Annotated in this window: 15 protein-coding genes; 7 read left to right on the forward strand and 8 right to left on the reverse strand. The window is 56.9% G+C overall.

Annotation, left to right across the window (positions count from 1 at the left end):
• From NR795_RS06150 to NR795_RS06160, 3 genes are read left to right on the forward strand one after another with little or no spacing between them, the layout of a single operon-like run.
• Entirely contained in the window at positions 1 to 819 is an 819-nt protein-coding gene (locus NR795_RS06150; RefSeq protein WP_144815796.1) for an ABC transporter permease, read from the forward strand.
• Between the two features lie 27 nt (positions 820 to 846).
• A complete protein-coding gene (locus tag NR795_RS06155) occupies positions 847 to 2,097 on the forward strand; it encodes an NAD(P)/FAD-dependent oxidoreductase (RefSeq protein WP_257757564.1) in 1,251 nt (416 codons plus the stop codon).
• 35 nt (positions 2,098 to 2,132) lie between these two features.
• Entirely contained in the window at positions 2,133 to 3,269 is a 1,137-nt protein-coding gene (locus tag NR795_RS06160) for an alpha-hydroxy acid oxidase (protein ID WP_257757565.1), read from the forward strand.
• A gap of 25 nt (positions 3,270 to 3,294) precedes the next feature.
• On the opposite strand, the gene NR795_RS06165 is transcribed toward NR795_RS06160, so the two are convergent.
• A complete protein-coding gene (locus NR795_RS06165) occupies positions 3,295 to 3,600 on the reverse strand; it encodes a hypothetical protein (protein ID WP_257757566.1) in 306 nt (101 codons plus the stop codon).
• 79 nt (positions 3,601 to 3,679) lie between these two features.
• Between NR795_RS06165 and NR795_RS06170 the strand changes: the two genes are divergently transcribed.
• The 4 genes from NR795_RS06170 (at position 3,680) to NR795_RS06185 (ending at position 6,124) form a co-directional block, all read left to right on the forward strand.
• A complete protein-coding gene (locus NR795_RS06170; RefSeq protein ID WP_144815784.1) occupies positions 3,680 to 4,036 on the forward strand; it encodes an MmcQ/YjbR family DNA-binding protein in 357 nt (118 codons plus the stop codon).
• Between the two features lie 64 nt (positions 4,037 to 4,100).
• A complete protein-coding gene (locus tag NR795_RS06175; protein WP_144815780.1) occupies positions 4,101 to 4,520 on the forward strand; it encodes a hypothetical protein in 420 nt (139 codons plus the stop codon).
• 351 nt (positions 4,521 to 4,871) lie between these two features.
• Positions 4,872 to 5,471, forward strand: coding sequence for a hypothetical protein (locus NR795_RS06180; RefSeq protein ID WP_144815767.1), 600 nt, complete (start codon positions 4,872 to 4,874; stop codon positions 5,469 to 5,471).
• A gap of 29 nt (positions 5,472 to 5,500) precedes the next feature.
• The gene (locus NR795_RS06185; RefSeq protein ID WP_257757567.1) at positions 5,501 to 6,124 is read left to right on the forward strand and encodes an NUDIX hydrolase; all 624 of its coding nucleotides are present in this window, start codon (positions 5,501 to 5,503) and stop codon (positions 6,122 to 6,124) included.
• 60 nt (positions 6,125 to 6,184) lie between these two features.
• Here NR795_RS06185 and NR795_RS06190 read toward each other — a convergent pair whose 3' ends face one another.
• The 7 genes from NR795_RS06190 to NR795_RS06220 all read right to left on the reverse strand — a co-directional run bounded on the left by NR795_RS06190 (position 6,185) and on the right by NR795_RS06220 (position 18,244).
• A complete protein-coding gene (locus NR795_RS06190; RefSeq protein WP_144815761.1) occupies positions 6,185 to 6,934 on the reverse strand; it encodes a YoaK family protein in 750 nt (249 codons plus the stop codon).
• A 64-nt stretch (positions 6,935 to 6,998) separates the two neighbouring features.
• On the reverse strand, positions 6,999 to 9,653 hold the full coding sequence (locus NR795_RS06195; RefSeq protein WP_257757568.1) for a nitrate reductase: 2,655 nt from the start codon (positions 9,651 to 9,653) through the stop codon (positions 6,999 to 7,001).
• The gene (gene nirB / locus NR795_RS06200; protein ID WP_257757569.1) at positions 9,650 to 13,723 is read right to left on the reverse strand and encodes a nitrite reductase large subunit NirB; all 4,074 of its coding nucleotides are present in this window, start codon (positions 13,721 to 13,723) and stop codon (positions 9,650 to 9,652) included. Before nirB ends, NR795_RS06195 begins: the two co-directional genes overlap by 4 nt.
• 22 nt (positions 13,724 to 13,745) lie before the next feature.
• Positions 13,746 to 14,543 carry an ABC transporter ATP-binding protein gene (locus NR795_RS06205; protein ID WP_257757570.1) on the reverse strand — a complete coding sequence of 266 codons (798 nt, stop codon included), beginning with the start codon at positions 14,541 to 14,543 and terminating at the stop codon, positions 13,746 to 13,748.
• Between the two features lie 25 nt (positions 14,544 to 14,568).
• Positions 14,569 to 15,474: a nitrate ABC transporter permease gene (gene ntrB / locus NR795_RS06210; protein WP_257757571.1), complete on the reverse strand. Its 906-nt coding sequence runs from the start codon at positions 15,472 to 15,474 to the stop codon at positions 14,569 to 14,571.
• A gap of 11 nt (positions 15,475 to 15,485) precedes the next feature.
• Complete coding sequence (locus NR795_RS06215) at positions 15,486 to 16,748, reverse strand: CmpA/NrtA family ABC transporter substrate-binding protein (RefSeq protein ID WP_257757572.1); 1,263 nt, start codon at positions 16,746 to 16,748, stop codon at positions 15,486 to 15,488.
• Between the two features lie 269 nt (positions 16,749 to 17,017).
• Complete coding sequence (locus tag NR795_RS06220) at positions 17,018 to 18,244, reverse strand: nitrate regulatory protein (RefSeq protein WP_257757573.1); 1,227 nt, start codon at positions 18,242 to 18,244, stop codon at positions 17,018 to 17,020.
• Positions 18,245 to 18,312: the final 68 nt, after the last annotated feature.

Below are 18,312 nucleotides of genomic sequence, written 5' to 3' on the forward strand. Positions count from 1 at the left end.
ATGACCCGTTCGATGAACGACAAACTGATGACGCTGACGGGCCGCCTGCTGGTCGCCGCTATTCTTATCTTTGTGCTGCTGCCGACCATCGTGGTGTTTATCTCCGCGTTCAGCAGCACCTCGGTGCTGTTCTTCCCGCCGAAAGGCTGGTCGCTGCGCTGGTTCGAACGTGCGGTGAGTTACGATGACTTTCGTCATGGCTTCTGGTCCGGGTTGATTGTTACCGCATGGGCATCGTCGCTGGCGGTGATCGTGGGGGCCGCGCTGGCGATTGCCATTGAGCGCTATTCATTCCCGTGCAAGCAGGTGCTGGAAGGCATTCTGCTGTCGCCGCTGTTTATCCCGCATTTCACTATAGGTCTGGGCCTGCTGATGCTGGTGTCACAGCTCAACCTGGGGCGTGGCTATCCGCTGGTGATTTTCTGCCACGTCGTGCTGGTGCTGCCGTTTGTGCTGCGCAGCGTGTATGTGTCGCTAAAAAACCTCGAGCAGCGTATTGAGCTGGCGGCGGCAAGCCTTGGCGCATCGCCGCTCCGCGTCGTATTGACCATCACCGTGCCGCTGATTTTGCCGGGCCTGTTCGGCGGCTGGCTGTTTGCAGCCATTCTCTCCTTTAATGAGTTTACCGCATCGCTGTTCATTACCACTCAGGCGACGCAGACCTTACCGGTGGCGATGTACAACTATGTGCGTGAATTTGCCGACCCGACGCTGGCGGCCCTGTCAGTTATTTATATTACCGTTACCGCCACGCTGTTAATTATTGCTAATAAGTTTTTAGGGCTTGGCAAAGTATTAAACGTCGAAACCAGACATTAATAAACTATTCATTTCCAGGGATCTATTATGTCAGTAGAAAAGATCAATACTGTTATTGTTGGCGCCGGGCAGGCCGGTATTGCCATGAGTGAACATCTGGCGCTGATGGGCGTGCCGCATGTTGTTCTTGAGCGCAGCCGTATCGCTGAACGCTGGCGCTCCGAGCGCTGGGATTCGCTGGTGGCGAACGGACCGGCCTGGCACGACCGGTTCCCCTCGCTTAAATTCGACAATATTTCTCAGGAAGCCTTTCCGCCAAAAGAGCGTATGGCGCAGTACTTCGAAGACTATGTGAAGATGCTTAAGGCGCCCGTACGCACCGGCGTAGAGGTTCATCAGGTGGTGCGTCTGACAGGGCGCAGCGGCTTCAGCGTGGTGACGTCAGCGGGTGAATTCGAAGCCGACAACGTGGTTGCCGCAACGGGCCCGTTCCAGAAGCCCTCATTCCCGCAGATTGTGCCGGAGAGCGCCGGGGTGCAGCAGATCCACTCTTCCGTTTATAAAAACCCGCAGCAGTTGCCCGCAGGCGGCGTGATGGTGGTGGGGGCAGGGGCATCGGGTACGCAAATCGCCGAAGAGCTGCGGAAAGCAGGGCGCGAGGTTTATCTGTCGGTTGGCGAACATTACCGTCCGCCGCGTGCTTATCGCAACCGTGATTACTGCTGGTGGCTCGGCGCGCTCGGCCTGTGGGATGAAGTTAAAATCAAGCCGAAGAAAGAGCACGTGGCCTTTGCGGTGAGCGGCTATGAAGGGGGCAAAACCGTGGATTTCCGCCGCCTGGCGCATATGGGCATTACGCTTGTCGGTATTACCCAAAGCTGGGATAACGGCGTGCTGCACTTCGCCAAAGGCCTGGCTGAGAATATCGCCGATGGCGATAAAGCTTACTTCGATGTACTACGCGATGCCGATGCCTACATTGAACGCAACGGGCTGGATCTGCCGCCGGAGCCGCAGGCGTGGGAGCTGTTGCCCGATCCGGCGTGCCTGCTCACTCCGCTTACTCAACTGGATATGGCCGCAGCGGGCATTACGACCATTATCTGGGCGACCGGTTTTAAATTTGATTTCAGCTGGCTGCAGGTTGATGCATTCGACGAGAAAGGGCTGCCGTTTCATAAACGCGGTATTTCTGCAGAGCGGGGCATCTATTTCATCGGCCTGCCGAACCTGGTCAATCGCGCCTCATCGTTTATTTACGGTGTATGGCACGACGCTAAATACATTGCCGATCACATTGCGTTGCAGAACGCCTATACCGATTATGTTAAATCGTAATCACTGATATTTAGCTTTTTTATGGGATAACGGCTATGACCATAACCTGCATCGAAGAGTTACGGCAGCTGGCGCGTAAGCGGGTGCCAAAAATGTTTTACGACTATGTGGATGCAGGTTCGTGGACCGAATATAGCTATCGCGCCAACGAAGCTGATTTACGACGTCTTGAGTTTCGCCAGCGCGTGGCGGTCGATATTACTGAACGCAGCACCGCCAGCGAGATGCTCGGTCAGGCCGTGGCGATGCCGGTGGCGATTGCGCCCACTGGCTTAACCGGCATGATCCATCCTGATGGTGAAATTCTTGCGGCGCGCGCGGCTAAAAAATTTGGTGTTCCTTTTACACTCTCCACGATGAGTATTTGTTCTATTGAAGCGGTGGCGCAGGCAACGGACTACCATCCATTCTGGTTCCAGCTTTACGTCATGCGCGATCGCCAGTTCGTCGCGAACCTTATCGACCGCGCAAAAGCGGCAAATTGCGGCGCGCTGGTCGTCACCATGGATTTACAGGTGTTTGGTCAGCGCCATAAAGACATTAAAAATGGCCTGTCGACGCCGCCGAAAATGACGTTGCGCAACCTACTTAATATTGCCGGCAAACCGCGATGGTGTCGCAGTATGCTCGCCACGCGTAACCGTAACTTCGGCAATATCATTGGCCACGCCAGCGGCGTTGATAATATCGACGCGATGGTGGAGTGGACGGCCCGGCAGTTCGACCCGCGGCTCTCGTGGCAGGATATTGAGTGGATAAAGCAGCGCTGGGGCGGCAAGCTTGTGGTAAAAGGCATTATGGACGCCGAGGATGCACGTCTGGCGGTGGAGGCGGGCGCGGATGCGCTGATCGTCTCCAATCACGGCGGGCGTCAGCTGGATGGCGTGTCGTCATCGATTACAGTATTGCCGGAGATCGTCGCCGCGGTAGGCGATCGCATTGAAGTGCATTTTGACGGCGGGATACGTTCCGGGCAGGATGTACTCAAGGCGATTGCGCTGGGCGCAAAAGGAGCCTATATCGGACGCAGCATGCTGTATGGATTAGGGGCGCTGGGCGAGGAGGGCGTCACAATGGCGCTCAACATCATTCGTAATGAGTTCGATTTGTCGATGGCGTTCTGCGGCAAGACGCGTGTCGCATCGATTAATGGCGAGATCCTGCGGCGTTGAGTGTTGTTGGTAATGACGGTGCTGTTCAGATATACCAGCCCTGGCAAAAATCAAACACCCTCTGGCAGATGCGTTTAGCGCGCGCAAGGGATCTTTCTAACAGGATTGCATAGCGGGGGCGTTCAACGGGTTCTGGTATAAGAATGCCCTTTGCTTGTAGTGCCTGCCACGCAGAGAGTCGCACAGCATAGACGAAGTCATGCTGTGCAAGATGTTTCAGCGCCAATACGCTGCGTTCATCCTCACAACGGGATAAACTCGCGACCAGTCGCAAGCGTTTATTAAAATCGGTTTTATCTTTCACTAAAATGTCTAACTCGGCATCCGTCATCTCATCGTCCTATAATGAGCACATCTAGCTCATCCGATATACATACTCATATATAAACCTAATTAACAGAAGAAAATTGATGAAAAGAGAGACGCTGTTCAAACATGCCCGTGAGCATTACCACGCCGAGCCAGAGTATCTATGGAGCAATCTTCCGGGCTATGCCGTTCTCCGGCATCACGACGGGAAGAAGTGGTTCGGAATAGTTATGAACGTGCCAGGTACGAAGCTGGGTCTTAAAACAGAAGCAGACGTTGACGTACTGGAGGTCAAGATCAGACCTGAACACATCGGTTCTCTTAGAAAAAAAGAGGGCATTTTACCTGCTTATCACATGAACAAAGAGCACTGGATAAGCATTGTTCTCTCCGGTCCGTTATCCCCAAAGGAAATACACGATCTTTTATCTGAAAGCCACAAACTGACCACAGGATGAATGACAACGGCCAAAGAGAGAAGGACTGGACAGTAATGCACTATCACATAGAGGCGGTTCGATAATGTTTGAAATCAAAAACGAAAGTGTCTTATTCCGCTTCTCCTTTGTCGAGCGAATCGAAGTTCTGGAAGACCGCCGGCAAGATCTAATTGTGTGCTGGCTAGAGATTGAGGAACCTTCCATAAAGCTGCAATGCGAGTGTGAGCTGACTCTTTTTGACCTGGAAAGGCTTCGGGACATGCTTTCACAGTTCTATGAAAAAATTTCGAACAGCACAGAAGCGGCTCCTGAATTATTCACGCCAAGAGTGCCGGTATTTGCGTTTGAACTTCGTGAGGTGGAAGGCGGTGATATTATCGGCTTCAACTTTACTGCCAGTCCTCAAGAAGATGAAGGGTGGACGCTTAAGGGTGGCATAGTCATAGATCAGTCTTATTTCCCCGGCCTGATTCGTGGGGTTGAGTCCATACTAACTAATTAACGGACATCTCGTTTTGAGTCGGTTAACTTCATCCAAAGTGAAAAACTCTGCTGCATGAGCCGTCATCAGGATCCCTCGGTGGTGAATCTACGTGACGGACATCTTAACGTAGCCCATGACCGGACATTACAACTTAGCCACTACAACCTTAGTGCGCATAATGTATATTATGTTAAATTCAGTGTGAGGTGCTGTATGTCATCTTACCTACAGCGACTTATACATAAGAACCAGCACTCTTCCCCTTCTCTTCGGTAACACAACACGACTATACAGAACACCGTTCAGTCTGGACGCTATGTAGTGGGACTGTTACAGTCATTCTCCCCTAACTAAGCGAAGGGTATACAGATGTTTAAAACATTATCCCGTCGCTGGCAATATTGTAACGATGTGGCGGCCAGCATTAGCAAGGCCAGTAGTACACAGTTGCAACAGCTGAAAACACAGTTGGCCGAACAGATGGGTAAGCCAGTGGGGCTACATACTATGGGCATTCCAGCGGCGATCAGCACTCTCGGTGTGGTAGTCAGTTTTGCTATTCCGCAGCTATGGTTGGGTCACGGCATACTCGCCGCACTAAACCAGCCTGAGGAAAGAGTGTTTGGGTGGGTAGTAGCGATCGCTCTGCTGTTTGCTGGCATTAACGGCTTAACGATGTTTATGATTGGCAAAGGCAGCATGCGTGCCCTTCGGGTACATCTTACGCTGGCGCTGTTGAGCCTGCTATTGACAACAGTTTACCTACTTTTTGCGCTAGCTGGCACGCTGAGCGGTGCCAATTGGCCAGGCGTTAACCTGGCAGCAGCGATGGTGAGTGTCGTCATGCTACTGCTCAGCGGTAGCTCTATCCGCTCAACTGCCTTCTATCAGATGTTGATCTTTACCCTACATAACCGCGCCTGGCGACAGCTAATCAGCCAGACACGTAATAGTCACACTTCGCGCTAAATCATAACGACAAACCAGAGGAAAGCTCGATGCCAGACGATTTAAAGGTTGTTGATATCACCGATCTTGCTAAAAAACTCAACGCCATCGCCCAGACCGGCCTCACTTATGCAAAAGATGTTTTCGATCGCGAGCGCTATGAAACCCTTCAGCAGTTGGCCGTTGAGTTAATCGGCTCCCGCTTTGACATTGACGCTAAGAACTGGAATCACGTTTCTGAAATTGGTTACGCAACGCCGAAAACGGACGTTCGTGCATTTATCCTCCGCGAGGGGAAAATTCTAATGGTTCGCGAAGCTGACGATGGATTGTGGAGTTTACCCGGCGGTTGGGCAGACGTCGGCGATACGCCGTCTGTGGCCGTGAGCCGGGAAGTTAAAGAAGAAACTGGACTCAGCGTAAACGTGACAAAACTGCTGGGCGTATGGGATCGCAATCTTCATGGCCATCCACCCTACCCCTGGCATGTTTACAAGCTTATCTTCCTGTGCGAAGAGATCGGTGGAAGTCTGGCCTTAAGCCACGAATCCACCGACATTGGCTTTTTTGATATTAACGCGCTGCCGGAGCTGTCGCTGACAAGGATCGTTCCTGAACAGATAGAAGTGAGCATGGAAATTGCCACGTCCGAGCGTCCCACCTGGTTCGACTAAGGGTATGCTCGGGCATTGGCTGTAGGTCGGGCAAGCGAAACGCCGCCCGACATTTACCTATTAGGATACCCCACGCATCGCTGCACGTACTTTCCTCACCCGTACGCTAACGCTAATAATCGACAGCGCAGCAATCGCCATCAGCACTACGCCGACCGCCGACATAGCGGTAAAACCAAACCATCTGAACAGGAACAGGCCCGCAATACCGCCGGTCAGAAACGAGAAAATCGTGGTGAGATGGGTTTTGAGCTGACTTTTCTGCGCGGCGCTATCTTTGGAGTAATCCCGGCGCAGCATGGCTGCCAGCACTGACGCCAGCGAGATCCCCGCATCGGTTAAGGTGCCGGTAATATGTGTCGATCTGACCCGGCCACTCGACAGCTGCGTAGACGTCGAGTTATGCAATCCCATCAGGCCGCAAAGAGTGACAACAATCTCCCGGTTCGATGAGAACGCATGAAAGTAGATCTCATACAGTGATATCCCGGTTAAAAAGAGCCCCTCGGCGAAAAGGATCTGGCAGAAAATCAGCCGGCAGTTATGCACGATCCCCCACAGCACAATAATGCGGGCAAGCACCGCCCCGCAAACAAACGCTACAATAATAGCGCTGAAAAAAAGAACGTCCCGTAGGTCAGTATTAGACACTTCGCTGGAGAGCTGCGACGTGTTCCCGGTCATATGGGAGGGAAAGAAGCCGAAAGCACCAAGCGCGATGGCGTTTAGCAGACCTGCCGCTGTGGCGAGCCACAGGGCCAGCTTGCGGTCCTCATTATGCGAGCGTGTTCTTTTCAGTTTAATCAGCAAAGATAACCTCCGGTTACCAACTTCAGCTAAATCATTAAGCTAGCAGAACAATGGCCTTGCACGATTAAGACATACCTGAATTCAAAGCGATCTGTTCAGCGAGGATCTTCTTTAGCTCCGGAATACAGGAGCCGCAGTTGGTCCCGCACTTAAGCTGCGCGCCGAGCTGCTGCACGCTAGTGCACCCCTGGCGCACGGCATCAGCAATCGTGAGTTCGCCTACCGCAAAACAGCTGCAGATCGCTGCCCCCGCTGAAGCCTTACCCTTTCCTGCCGTGCCGGACAGTAGCGCCAGACGCTGTGATGCAGTCTGTGGGGGCTGGCTGAATGCAGCCACTACCGCCTGGCGATCCACAGTAGTTCGATCCCGGTGAGCGTAAAACGCCAGCTGGAGTTCGCCGTCTGCCCATGCAAGGAGGTTAAATCCATTATCGCCGAGGTGGGCCGACTGGCAGATCCACTCCCCGGTAGCCGCGTACTCGTTAAGCCAGGCCAGCCAGTCTTTCGGCGCAGAGGAGTCCGCCATGAGGTAGTGTGAGACGGCTGGTTGAGCGATTCGGCTCCAGTATGCCGTGGCGGGCGGCTTAAGATGGCTGCCGCGCATAAACAGTTCACCCTGCCATGCGGTAGCCCAGCGCCGCAGGCTGACCGGCATGTGTTTACTCTCCGGCTGCCCTGATAGCGGATCGGTATGCGCCTCAATCAGCGCATCTACCCTCGCCTGCTGGCTAAACTGGCTGTTCCAGTGCATCGGCACAAACACGCTGCCGCGGGGTTGCAGATTATCGGGCCTGGCGCGCAGCAGCAGCCAGCCGTGGGTGGATGAAACGCGCACCAGATCGCCGTCGTTAATGTTCGGCGCATCAGCGGGATGAAACTGACAAAACGGCTCGCTGATATGCTGCATCAGACGCGCGGATTTACCGGTGCGGGTCATGGTATGCCACTGATCGCGGATCCTGCCAGTGTTCATAATCAGGGGATAAACCGCCGATGGCTGATTGCGCGGCAGCCGGGGCGTAATGGCGATGAGCCGCGCTTTGCCATCAGGGTGAAAGAAACGCCCGTCGGTAAACAGTCGCTCCCTGCCCTGCGGATTTGCCGCGTTGACCGGCCACTGCACCGGACAGAGTTCATCCCACTGCCGATCGGTAAGCTGCGCCAGGCCGCTGATATCAAATGCCCGCGAACCGTTATTCTCAAAACCGGACAGCGCCGCGTGCTCGCGAAATATCTCTGCCGGATGCTGATACGCAAACGCCTCGTCGAACCCTAGCCGCTGGGCGACCTGGCTTAAGATCCACCAGTCCGGCTTCGCCTCGCCCGGTGCAGGCAGAAACGCGCGCTGGCGCGAGATGCAACGTTCAGAGTTAGTGACGGTGCCATTTTTCTCGCCCCACGCCAGAGCCGGCAAAGAGATATGCGCTGCCTGGGTAGTATCGGTATCGCGCATGACGTCTGAGACAATGACCAGCGGACAGCGGGCCAGTCCGGCCCGAACCCGATCCGCATCCGGCAGCGAAACCAGCGGATTGGTGCCCATGATCCATACCGCCTTTATCTGCCCCGCTTCAATAGCGTGGAACAGCTCAACGGCATTAAGGCCTGCGCTTTTTGTGACGTTGTCACTCTTCCAGAAGCGTCCTAACCGGTCGATCTCTTCCAGAGTAAAGCCCATATGTGATGCCAGCTGGTTCGCCAGCCCGCCGACTTCCCGACCGCCCATGGCATTTGGCTGACCGGTTATCGAAAACGGACCGCAGCCTTCGCGCCCTATTTTGCCTGTCGCTAAATGCAGGTTAATGATAGCGTTACACTTGTCCACGCCCGAAGTGGACTGGTTAATACCCATTGAGTAGAGCGTGACCAGACGATCGCTGTCGGCAACCATCTGATAAAACGTCCGCAGCTGGGCCAGCGGCAATCCACAGACCGCAGCGGTGTGCTCTTCCGTCCAGTCACGCGCTGCCGCCAGTGTTTCATCGCTACCCTGGGTGTGACGCGTGAGGAAGTTACTGTCCAGCAGGCCATGCTCTGCCATGGCGTTCAGCGCGCCGCAAAACAGGGCGGCGTCGCTGCCGGGACGCAGAGGCAGATGCAGATCGGCAATGTCGCAGGTGGCAGTCTGACGGGGATCGATGACGATGATGCGCATCTCCGGCCGCGCTTTTTTAGCCTGAACCAGCCGCTGATAGACCACCGGGTGCGCCCAGGCGGTATTCGAACCGGTCAGGATCACGCAGTCTGCCAGCTCCAGATCCCGATAGCTGCACGGTACCGCATCGGCCCCGAAAGCGCGTTTATAGCCCACCACCGCCGAGGCCATACACAGCCGCGAGTTGGTATCCATATTTCCCGCGCCAATAAAGCCCTTCATGAGCTTGTTCGCGACGTAATAGTCCTCTGTCAGCAGTTGGCCGGAGCCGTAAAAGGCCACCGCCTGGGGACCATGATCGCGAATGATAGCCTGCAATCCCTGCGCGACGGCGTCTAAGGCCTGCGACCAGCTTACCGGCTGGCGGTTAATCTCAGGATGCAGCAGCCGCCCGTCCAGATCCAGCGTCTCTCCCAGGGCGCTGCCTTTCACACATAGCCGCCCGAGGTTGGCAGGATGCACGCCGTCGCCGCTGGCGGCAAACCCGTCTGAGTGGGGCTGCATCTTTATCCCGCAGCCGACGCCGCAGTAAGCGCAGGTGGTTGTGACCGTCGTGCCGTTCATAGGCTGACCGTCTCAATCATAGCCGCGGGCCGATCGATGTGGCTCACAGGCTGCTCCTGCACCCAGACGCGTCCGCCCTCTACTTTCACCGGCCAGACGCTCAGCGCGCTTTGCCCGTCGTCCACGCTGCGGCCGTCCTGCAAGCGGAACCGCTGCTTATACAGAGGAGAGATCACTACCGGCTCGCCCTTCACGTCCCCCAGCAGTCCACGCGCCAGCACGTTGGCATCGCTGTTCGGCTCATGGTTACTAAGGGCAAATACCTGCTGGGGATGATCCGGCAGATGAAACAGCGCTATCTGCTGGTTGCTTAGCCGAGCTGCCATACCGGCATTGGCCGGGATCTCACTCAGGTCACAGATCTCCACCCAGCCCTGCACCGTCCGTACTGGCTCATCGCGGTTAACAAAGGGTTTAAACAGCGCGAGGCGATCGGGAGCAGCCAGCGTGGTTTGCCATTCGCACTGGTAGGTCGCCACCACGGCCTCCATCTCGCTTTCGAGTTCGGCGGCGATACTCAGGCTATCCTCCAGTACCACTTGACGCATGTAATCCATGCCTCCCTCAAGATTATCCATCCAGGTACTGGTGCGTTGCAGCCTGTCGGCGGTGCGGATATAGAACATCAGGAAGCGATCCACGGTGCGGATCAGCGCCTCGGTGCTCAGGTCCTGGGCCAGCAGATCCGCATGTCGTGGTTTCATGCCGCCGTTACCGCAGACGTAGAGGTTCCAGCCTTTGTCGGTGGCGATGACCCCCACGTCTTTGCTTTGCGCTTCCGCACATTCCCGGGTGCAGCCCGAAACGGCCATTTTAATTTTGTGCGGCGAGCGCAGCCCCTTGTAGCGATTCTCCAGCCGCAGCGCCAGGTCAGTAGAGTCCTGCACGCCGTAGCGGCACCAGTTAGAGCCAACGCAGGACTTCACCGTCCTCAGCGACTTGCCGTAGGCGTGGCCCGTTTCGAATCCCGCATCCACGAGCTGTTGCCAGATCTCCGGCAGTTGCTCCACCCGCGCACCAAAGAGATCGACCCGCTGCCCGCCGGTGATTTTGGTATAGAGGTTGTAGCGTTTGGCCACCTGGCCGATGGCGATCAGGCCGTCAGGCGTGATCTCTCCAGCCGGGATGCGCGGCACCACCGAATAGGTGCCATCTTTCTGGATATTGGCAAAGAAGCGATCGTTGGTGTCCTGGAGCGGGAGATGCTGCGGCTTGAGCAGATAATCATTCCAGCACGACGCCAGCACCGAAGCCACCAGCGGTTTACAGATCTCACACCCGTAGCCGTGGCCGTGTTTGTCGATCAGCTCATCGAAGCTGCGGATGTTGCCTACGCGCACCAGGTGATAGATCTCCTGCCGTGACCAGGCAAAATGTTCGCAGATATCTTTTTTTACCTCAACGCCCATTTCGCTCAGCGCGAACTCCATCACCTGTTTAGTCAGCGCCGCACAGCCGCCACAGCCGGTGGCCGCTTTGGTGCAGGACTTAATCGCGGCCATGTCACCGCAGCCCTCTTTCACGGCGTGGCAGATATCAGATTTGCTGACGTTATGGCAGGAGCAAATTTGCGCCCCGTCCGGTAAGGCCGCGACGCCCAGCGCCTGGGGGGCACTGCCTGCACTGGCGGGCAGAATTAGCCCCTCCGGGTTGGCGGGCAGCGCCATATCGTTGAGCATCATCTGTAACAGCGTGCTGTATTCGTTGCTGTCACCCACCAGCACCGCGCCCAGAAGACGCTTGCGGTCTGCAGATACCACAATTTTTTTATAGATCTCTGCCGGGCCGTCCACCCAGCTATAGCTTTCACTCCCCGGCGTGCGGCCATGCGCGTCGCCTACCGAGGCCACCTCGACGCCAAGCAGTTTCAACTTGGTACTCATATCCGCGCCCTTAAAGGCCGCCTCGTTGCCGGCAAGCGTCTCCGCCAGGGTACGCGCCATCTGGTAACCCGGTGCCACCAGCCCGAAAATCTGCCCGTTCCACAGGGCGCACTCCCCGACGGCAAAGATAGCCGGATCGGAGGTGCGGCATTGATCATCGATCACAATCCCGCCGCGCGGCCCAACCTCCAGCCCGCACTCCCTGGCGAGCTGATCCCGAGGCCGGATCCCGGCGGAGAAGAGCACCAGATCGGTCTCCAGATGGCTGCCGTCGGCAAAGACCATCCGGTAATGGCTGGTCTCCCCCGGAACAATCTCCCGCGTCTCTTTTCCGGTATGCACCTGCACGCCCAGCGCCTCGATCTTGCGACGCAGCATGGCCGCCCCGCCTTCGTCGAGCTGCACGCCCATCAGCCGTGGCGCGAACTCAACTACATGGGTTTGCAGACCGAGATGCTTCAGCGCGTTAGCGGCTTCCAGTCCAAGCAGGCCGCCGCCGACCACCACACCGACGCTGCCGTTCTCCGCGCAGGCCTGAATCGCCGCCAGATCGTCAATAGTGCGATAGACCAGACAGCCGGGTCTGTCGTTACCGGGGATTGGCGGCACAAAGGGATAGGATCCGGTCGCCAGAATCAGGGCGTCATAACGGGTCTGCCGCCCCTGTTTGTCCACGACATACCGATGGTGGCGATCGATATGCTCAATACCGTTAGCGAGGCGCAGCTCAATACCGGTTGATTCAAAGAAGTCGCTCTCTACCATCGACAGCGACGCCGCACTGCGCCCGGAGAAGTATTCCGAGAGATGGACCCGATCGTAGGCCGGTCTATTCTCTTCGGCGAAGACGATAATCTGATAGCGAAGATGCAGTTCACGCTCGACCAGCTGTTGCAGAAGGTGGTGACCAACCATGCCGTGTCCGGCCATCACTAAAACGGGTTTTGACATAATAGTGCTCCTCGCTATCGTTGCGGATAACGGATCTTTCAAAGAGAGGGAATCAGGCGCGTCAGGCATAAACAGACTGGATTGAGAGTGACCCAGACGGGCGAGGTATTCTGGCCCGTCGCTAATGTCTCCCCACAGCAGTACGCCCTTTAGCTGATTGTTCTGGATAAGCAGACGCCGATAGTGGCCGTCAAAGGGATCAAAGGTGGAATGGATCTCCGCATCCTGCCCGCCGTGCAGCGTTCCGGCGCAGAAGAGATGGATACCGGTAACCTTGAGGCGCAGCGGTACGTCATGAACGGCAAGCGGTACGCTCACGCCGGCCAGCGTTGCCGCCAGGGTCTCCGCCTGCTGCCAGCACGGGGCCACCAGCCCAAAGGTCTGTTCACCTCTCTGACAGCATTCGCCAATGGCCGAGATGTGCGGATCGGAGGTTTGCTGTAGGTCATTAACCAGAATGCCGCGGGCGCACGCCAGTCCGGCGGACTGCGCCAGGGTAATATTGGGCCGCACGCCAGCGGCCACGATCGCCCGTCGGGCAGGAATATCCCGTCCGTCGCGGAGCTTCACAGCCTGAAGATGTCCATTTTCATCGGCGCTATAGGCTATCGTCTCCGCCTCCAGTACCGTTTCAATACCGCGGACCCTCAATTCATCGCGCAGGAGATCTGCCGTATGCCGATCCAGGTGCTGATCCATCAGATGTGGCCCACGGTGGAGAAGCGTGACCCGCATACCCCGCAGCGCCAGCGCCGCCGCTGCCTCGACGCCAAGTACCCCGCCACCAATAACTACTGCCGGTTGCCCTGCGACCAGCGCGTGCAGAATGTTCTCCACGTCTTGCTGGTTGCGAAAGCCATAGATACCCGGCAGATCGCCACCCGGCATCGGCGGCATAAAAGGCAGCGAGCCGGTTGCGATTACCAGACGATCGTAGCCCAGCGGCCTGTCGTTAACCCATACGGTGCGGGCCTGACGGTCAATTGTCGTCACCGGGGATCCGCCGATCAGCGTGACGTTGTAACGCTCATACCATGCCTGGTCATGGGTAACGATCTCCGTAAAGCATTTCTCCCCCGCCAGCACCGGCGTAAGCATGATGCGGTTATAGGCGGGCTGCGCTTCATCACCGATAATCACTATCCGGTAGCGGGTGGGGGCCAGTTCGCATAGCTTTTCCACCAGCCGCACGCCCGCCATGCCGTTGCCAATCACAACCAGGACAGGTTTATCCATTCTGCTTACCTCGCCCGCTCTCTCAGGCCACGGCCCGGTGTTTTTCATGCAGGAAATGCAGCACCTGCTGGCGGTAATGATGGAAACGTGAGTCGTTGGCCAGGGTCAGCCGCGAACGCGGGCGTTCCAGTTCGACATGCAACACTTCGCCAACCTTTGCCGCAGGACCGTTGGTCATCATCATCACCCGGTCAGAGAGCAGCACCGCTTCATCAACGTCGTGGGTAATGAGCAGAATGGTGGTATTCAGGCGCGACTGGATCTCCATCACCGCATCCTGCAGATGGGCGCGGGTCAACGCATCCAGCGCGCCAAAGGGTTCATCCATCAGCAGCACCTTCGGCTTCATCGCCAGCGCCCTCGCAATACCTACGCGCTGCTTCATGCCGCCGGAGATCTCTCCAGGACGTTTGTGCATGGCATGCCCCATATGCACCAGCTCAAGGTTATGTTCGATCCACGCCTGCATCTCGCTCTTACTCATCTTTCCTTTAAAGACCTGCTCTACCGCCAGGGCAACGTTCTCAAAGGCGGTCAGCCACGGCAGCAGAGAGTGGTTTTGAAACACCACGCCGCGCTCTGGGCCTGGACCGTTAATCTCCTGGTTATCACACAGCAGCACGCCTTCGGTGGGTTGACTCAGCCCGGCGATCAGATTCAATAGCGTGGATTTCCCGCAGCCGGAGTGGCCAATCAGGCTAACGGTTTCTCCCCGCGCTAGCTCAAAGCTGACGTTGTCGAGCGCCAGGAACGGCCCGTGTGCGGTGTGAAAGCGCTGGGTAACGTTTTCTACGCGAATAATGGCTTTTTCGTGTTTCATATCAGGCTCCTGAGGGTTCTTGTGACTAACTGCCGTAGCTAAAATGGCGGGCAATGGCCATCAGGCCCTGCTCAAGCAGCATCCCCACCACGCCAATCAAGAGGATGGCGATGATGATGTTTTCCACGTTGAGGTTGTTCCACTCGTTCCAGATCCAGAACCCAATCCCGACGCCGCCGGTCAGCATCTCTGCCGCGACGATCACCAGCCACGCGATACCGATTGACAGGCGAACCCCGGTCAGAATGTGCGGCAGCACGGCGGGAAAGAGGATTTTGCGCATCACGGTGAACTCACTGAGCTTCAACACCCGAGCAACGTTGAGATAATCCTGTGGAATGCGCATCACCCCTTCGGCGGTGTTGAGGATCATTGGCCAGATAGAGCAGATAAAGATGGTCCATGCCGAGGCAGGCTCTGCGCGCTGGAACAGCAGCAGACCAATCGGCAGCCAGGCCAGCGGGCTGACGGGACGCAGCAAGGCGATAACCGGGTTAAGCATGTTGGCAATAAAGCTAAAGCGGCCAATGAGAAAGCCGAGGGGGATCCCCACCAGCGCCGCCAGACCAAATCCCAGCGCCACGCGTTTGAGCGATGCCAGCACGTTCCAGCCGATACCCATATCGTTCGGCCCGGCGATATAAAAGGGTTCAGCGAAGATGATTTTGGCGGCTTCCCAGGTCTTCAGCGGCGTTGGAAAGCCGCTGCTGCTCAAGGCGGCGATCTGCCAGAGGACGATCAGCACCATCGCCCCCAGCACGCCGGGCACCGCTTTTTTCACTGCGCCATGGACGCCTTTACGCAGGCGGCTGGCAGGCGCCTGCGTTGTTAATGCTGGCGGCGTGGGGATAGTGGTCTTCAGGGGGAGGATCTCAGCACTCTCCGGCTCGGCGGCCAGCGCAACCACATTCGTTTTGGTGTTAATAGACATGTCAGCCTCACTTAGCGTTTCATAGCAAAACTGTTGGCGTAGTCTGCAGGGTTGCTGCCGTCCCAGACCTTGCCATCGAACAGGGTGCTGCTGCGCATATCGCTGGCAGGCAGGTTGATGCCGCCTACCGCCGTCGCCGCCTGCTTATAGAGATCGGTGCGGTTGATCTTCTTCGCGACCGCCAGATAGTCCGGGTCGGCCTCGATCAGGCCCCAGCGTTTGTGCTGGGTCAGGAACCACATGCCGTCTGAGAGATACGGATAGTTCACCGCGCCGTCGTTGAAGAAGCGCATGCCGTGGGCGTCTTTCCACTTCTTGCCCAGCCCGTTGTCATAGTCGCCAAGCATTCGCCCCTGAATGGTCTCGGGTGAGGTGTTGACGTAGGCGCGCCCGGCTATGGTTTTCGCCGTTTCAATACGGTTAGCGTCAGAGGTATCGATCCAGCGGGAGGCCTCCAGCACTGCTGCGGTCAGGGCGCGGGCCGTATGGGGATGAGCGGCAACCCACGCCGAGGTGGTGCCGAGAATTTTTTCCGGATGATCGGGCCAGATCTCTTGCGTCGTCGCGGCGGTAAAGCCAATCCCGTCAAGAATGGCGCGCTGATTCCAGGGTTCGCCGACGCAGTAGCCGCTCATGTTGCCAATCTTCATGTTCATCACCATCTGCGGCGGCGGCACCACAACGTTGCGAACGTCGTTAAAGGGGTGGATCCCGGCGTTGGCGAGCCAGTAGTAGAGCCACATGGCATGCGTGCCGGTGGGAAACGTCTGGGCAAAGGTGTAGGTTCCCTTTGCGCTGCCATCGATGGTTTTTTTCAGCGAGGCTGCATTGGTCACGCCCGCCTCTTTCAGCTGGTTCGACAGGGTGATCGCCTGGCCGTTGTTGTTGAGCGTCATCAGCATCGCCATATCATGCTGCGGGCCAGAGACGCCGAGCTGCAGGCCATACACCAGGCCGTACAGCACGTGAGCCGCATCCAGTTCGCCGGAGACCAGCTTGTCGCGCACCGAAGCCCAGCTGGACTCTTTGCTGAGGATGATTTTGATCCCGTACTTCTCATCAAACTTCTTCACTGCCGCCATCACCACCGAGGCGCAGTCCGTTAACGGGATAAAACCGACGCGGATCTCTTTTTTCTCTGGCGTATCAGAGCCCGCCGCCCAGACGCTGTTCATAAAACCCGGTAACAGCATGCTGCCGCCCAGCAGCGCGCTACCTGCCAGAAATCGGCGTCGGGAGAGACTCACCACGGTGTTGCTGTCGTCTTGCTTCATTGCGGCTTCCTGTTAGCTGAAAAATGCGCAAAAAAAAGCGTCCTGTTAGCGCTCAGTCTCCTGAACGCTAACGGACGCCTTTATCCGAAACGCTGACTAAACCGCCGTTGGCTTAGTCTTTCTGTACTTTGGGTAATGCAGCTTGTGTGCCAATCTGCGGATACGCTTTAAATTCAGTGAAATACGTTAAACTCAACGGCGGATATGGCATTGTCTGCACCGCAACGGTTGACTATTTGCACACCGGCGGTGCAGCTACTCCGTAAGGATTACGGAGCGGATTTATTCGCTGCTGTTCCCATAATGGCGGCGACAGAGAGCATCGCCTCTGCGATCTCCGCGAGCTTCTTATTCTGCTTCATGGCCATGTCACGCAGGATTTTGTGGGCCTGCGGCTCGCTCATACCGTGGTGCTGCATCAGCAAGCTTTTGGCGCGCTCCACCAGCTTACGGTCGGCAAGCGTCGCGCGCAGCGCGGCCAGCTCGGCATCCTGCGCCTGCAATTGGCGAGACTGACGCTCGATAAGCTCAAGTACGGAGCGGCTGAGCTGGGGTGGGATCAGCGCCGCGTAATCGCTATTCTGCAGCGGCAGCTGCGCAATCTCCTGCTGTTGCAGAGCGTCGCAGCGTTGTGCATCACCGATCCTCTGTTCGCAGCAGGCCATTAGCCGCTCCTCCAGCCGGTCCTCGATGATTTTCATCCCGTCGATACGTGCCGTGGTGATATCAAACCAGCGCAGCGCGATGTCATCCGCAACGCCTGCAGGCGTTACACAAGTGCAGGCAATACGCCGAAAGCGCTCCAGCTCGCTGCTGTCGGTGTGGAGCTGTTGCTGCCACAGCGCCAAAGAGCGCTCATCGGCAAACTCCATAAAGGCGTGAAAGCAGCGCTCCTGCCCCTCTATAAGCTCCAGCAGCTGCTGATGCATAGCATCGTCGAAGCGCTGCGAGGTAAAACCCGCCGCCGCCAGGGCGCGCTCCTGCCCGGCCAGCTCCTTGCCCTGCATAAAGCTGAACATAGCCAGCAGCGCCCGTGACACGGTGGGATCCCCGGAGGTATCAGCGGCTTCGAACACCAGCGCCAGATGGGCGCGTATCACTTCGCTATAGCGGTTCATCGCCTCCGGCTGGTCAATCTTCAGGGCTGCAACCTGCTCACGCAACGCAGGCAAATTGCTCATGCTATGCAGGGCGTTGGCGATGCGGCTAAAGAGGCGCGGTGCGTTAGCCATTGGACCGCTGAGATCCAGGCTCGTGAGTTGGCTATCTACCGCGTCTGCGGCAAGCTGGACCTGCTGCGCGCGTTCTTCAAGCCGGTCGCCCCACGTATCGCCGCGCGAACAGAGATAGATATTGACCGTGCCCCGCTCGCGCTGCAGAACATGGATAAGCTGGCTAACCGCCCCCACCAGCTTGCTCATTTGCAGCAGCTGCTGTAGACCGATAATTTCACTTTGTCGGGCGGCCAGCACAAAATCGAGAGCAGAAAGAGGCATATCGGTACCTGCACAAAAGGAACATACCGATGACAAAGCAAGATGCGTGCCGCATTTCCCCCTTTTCT

This window comes from Pseudescherichia sp. L3 (assembly GCF_024656065.1).
In the GTDB taxonomy this organism is placed as follows: Bacteria; Pseudomonadota; Gammaproteobacteria; order Enterobacterales; family Enterobacteriaceae; genus Pseudescherichia.

Bases quoted from the DNA above. Each gene is read 5' to 3' on its own strand.
- NR795_RS06205 (WP_257757570.1), bottom strand. From the start codon at position 14,543: ATGAAACACGAAAAAGCCATTATTCGCGTAGAAAACGTTACCCAGCGC.
- NR795_RS06170 (WP_144815784.1), top strand. From the start codon at position 3,680: ATGAAAAGAGAGACGCTGTTCAAACATGCCCGTGAGCATTACCACGCC.
- NR795_RS06160 (WP_257757565.1), top strand. From the start codon at position 2,133: ATGACCATAACCTGCATCGAAGAGTTACGGCAGCTGGCGCGTAAGCGG.
- NR795_RS06180 (WP_144815767.1), top strand. From the start codon at position 4,872: ATGTTTAAAACATTATCCCGTCGCTGGCAATATTGTAACGATGTGGCG.
- NR795_RS06155 (WP_257757564.1), top strand. From the start codon at position 847: ATGTCAGTAGAAAAGATCAATACTGTTATTGTTGGCGCCGGGCAGGCC.
- NR795_RS06195 (WP_257757568.1), bottom strand. From the start codon at position 9,653: ATGAACGGCACGACGGTCACAACCACCTGCGCTTACTGCGGCGTCGGC.
- ntrB (WP_257757571.1), bottom strand. From the start codon at position 15,474: ATGTCTATTAACACCAAAACGAATGTGGTTGCGCTGGCCGCCGAGCCG.
- NR795_RS06220 (WP_257757573.1), bottom strand. From the start codon at position 18,244: ATGCCTCTTTCTGCTCTCGATTTTGTGCTGGCCGCCCGACAAAGTGAA.
- NR795_RS06150 (WP_144815796.1), top strand. From the start codon at position 1: ATGACCCGTTCGATGAACGACAAACTGATGACGCTGACGGGCCGCCTG.
- NR795_RS06175 (WP_144815780.1), top strand. From the start codon at position 4,101: ATGTTTGAAATCAAAAACGAAAGTGTCTTATTCCGCTTCTCCTTTGTC.
- NR795_RS06165 (WP_257757566.1), bottom strand. From the start codon at position 3,600: ATGACGGATGCCGAGTTAGACATTTTAGTGAAAGATAAAACCGATTTT.
- NR795_RS06215 (WP_257757572.1), bottom strand. From the start codon at position 16,748: ATGAAGCAAGACGACAGCAACACCGTGGTGAGTCTCTCCCGACGCCGA.
- nirB (WP_257757569.1), bottom strand. From the start codon at position 13,723: ATGGATAAACCTGTCCTGGTTGTGATTGGCAACGGCATGGCGGGCGTG.
- NR795_RS06185 (WP_257757567.1), top strand. From the start codon at position 5,501: ATGCCAGACGATTTAAAGGTTGTTGATATCACCGATCTTGCTAAAAAA.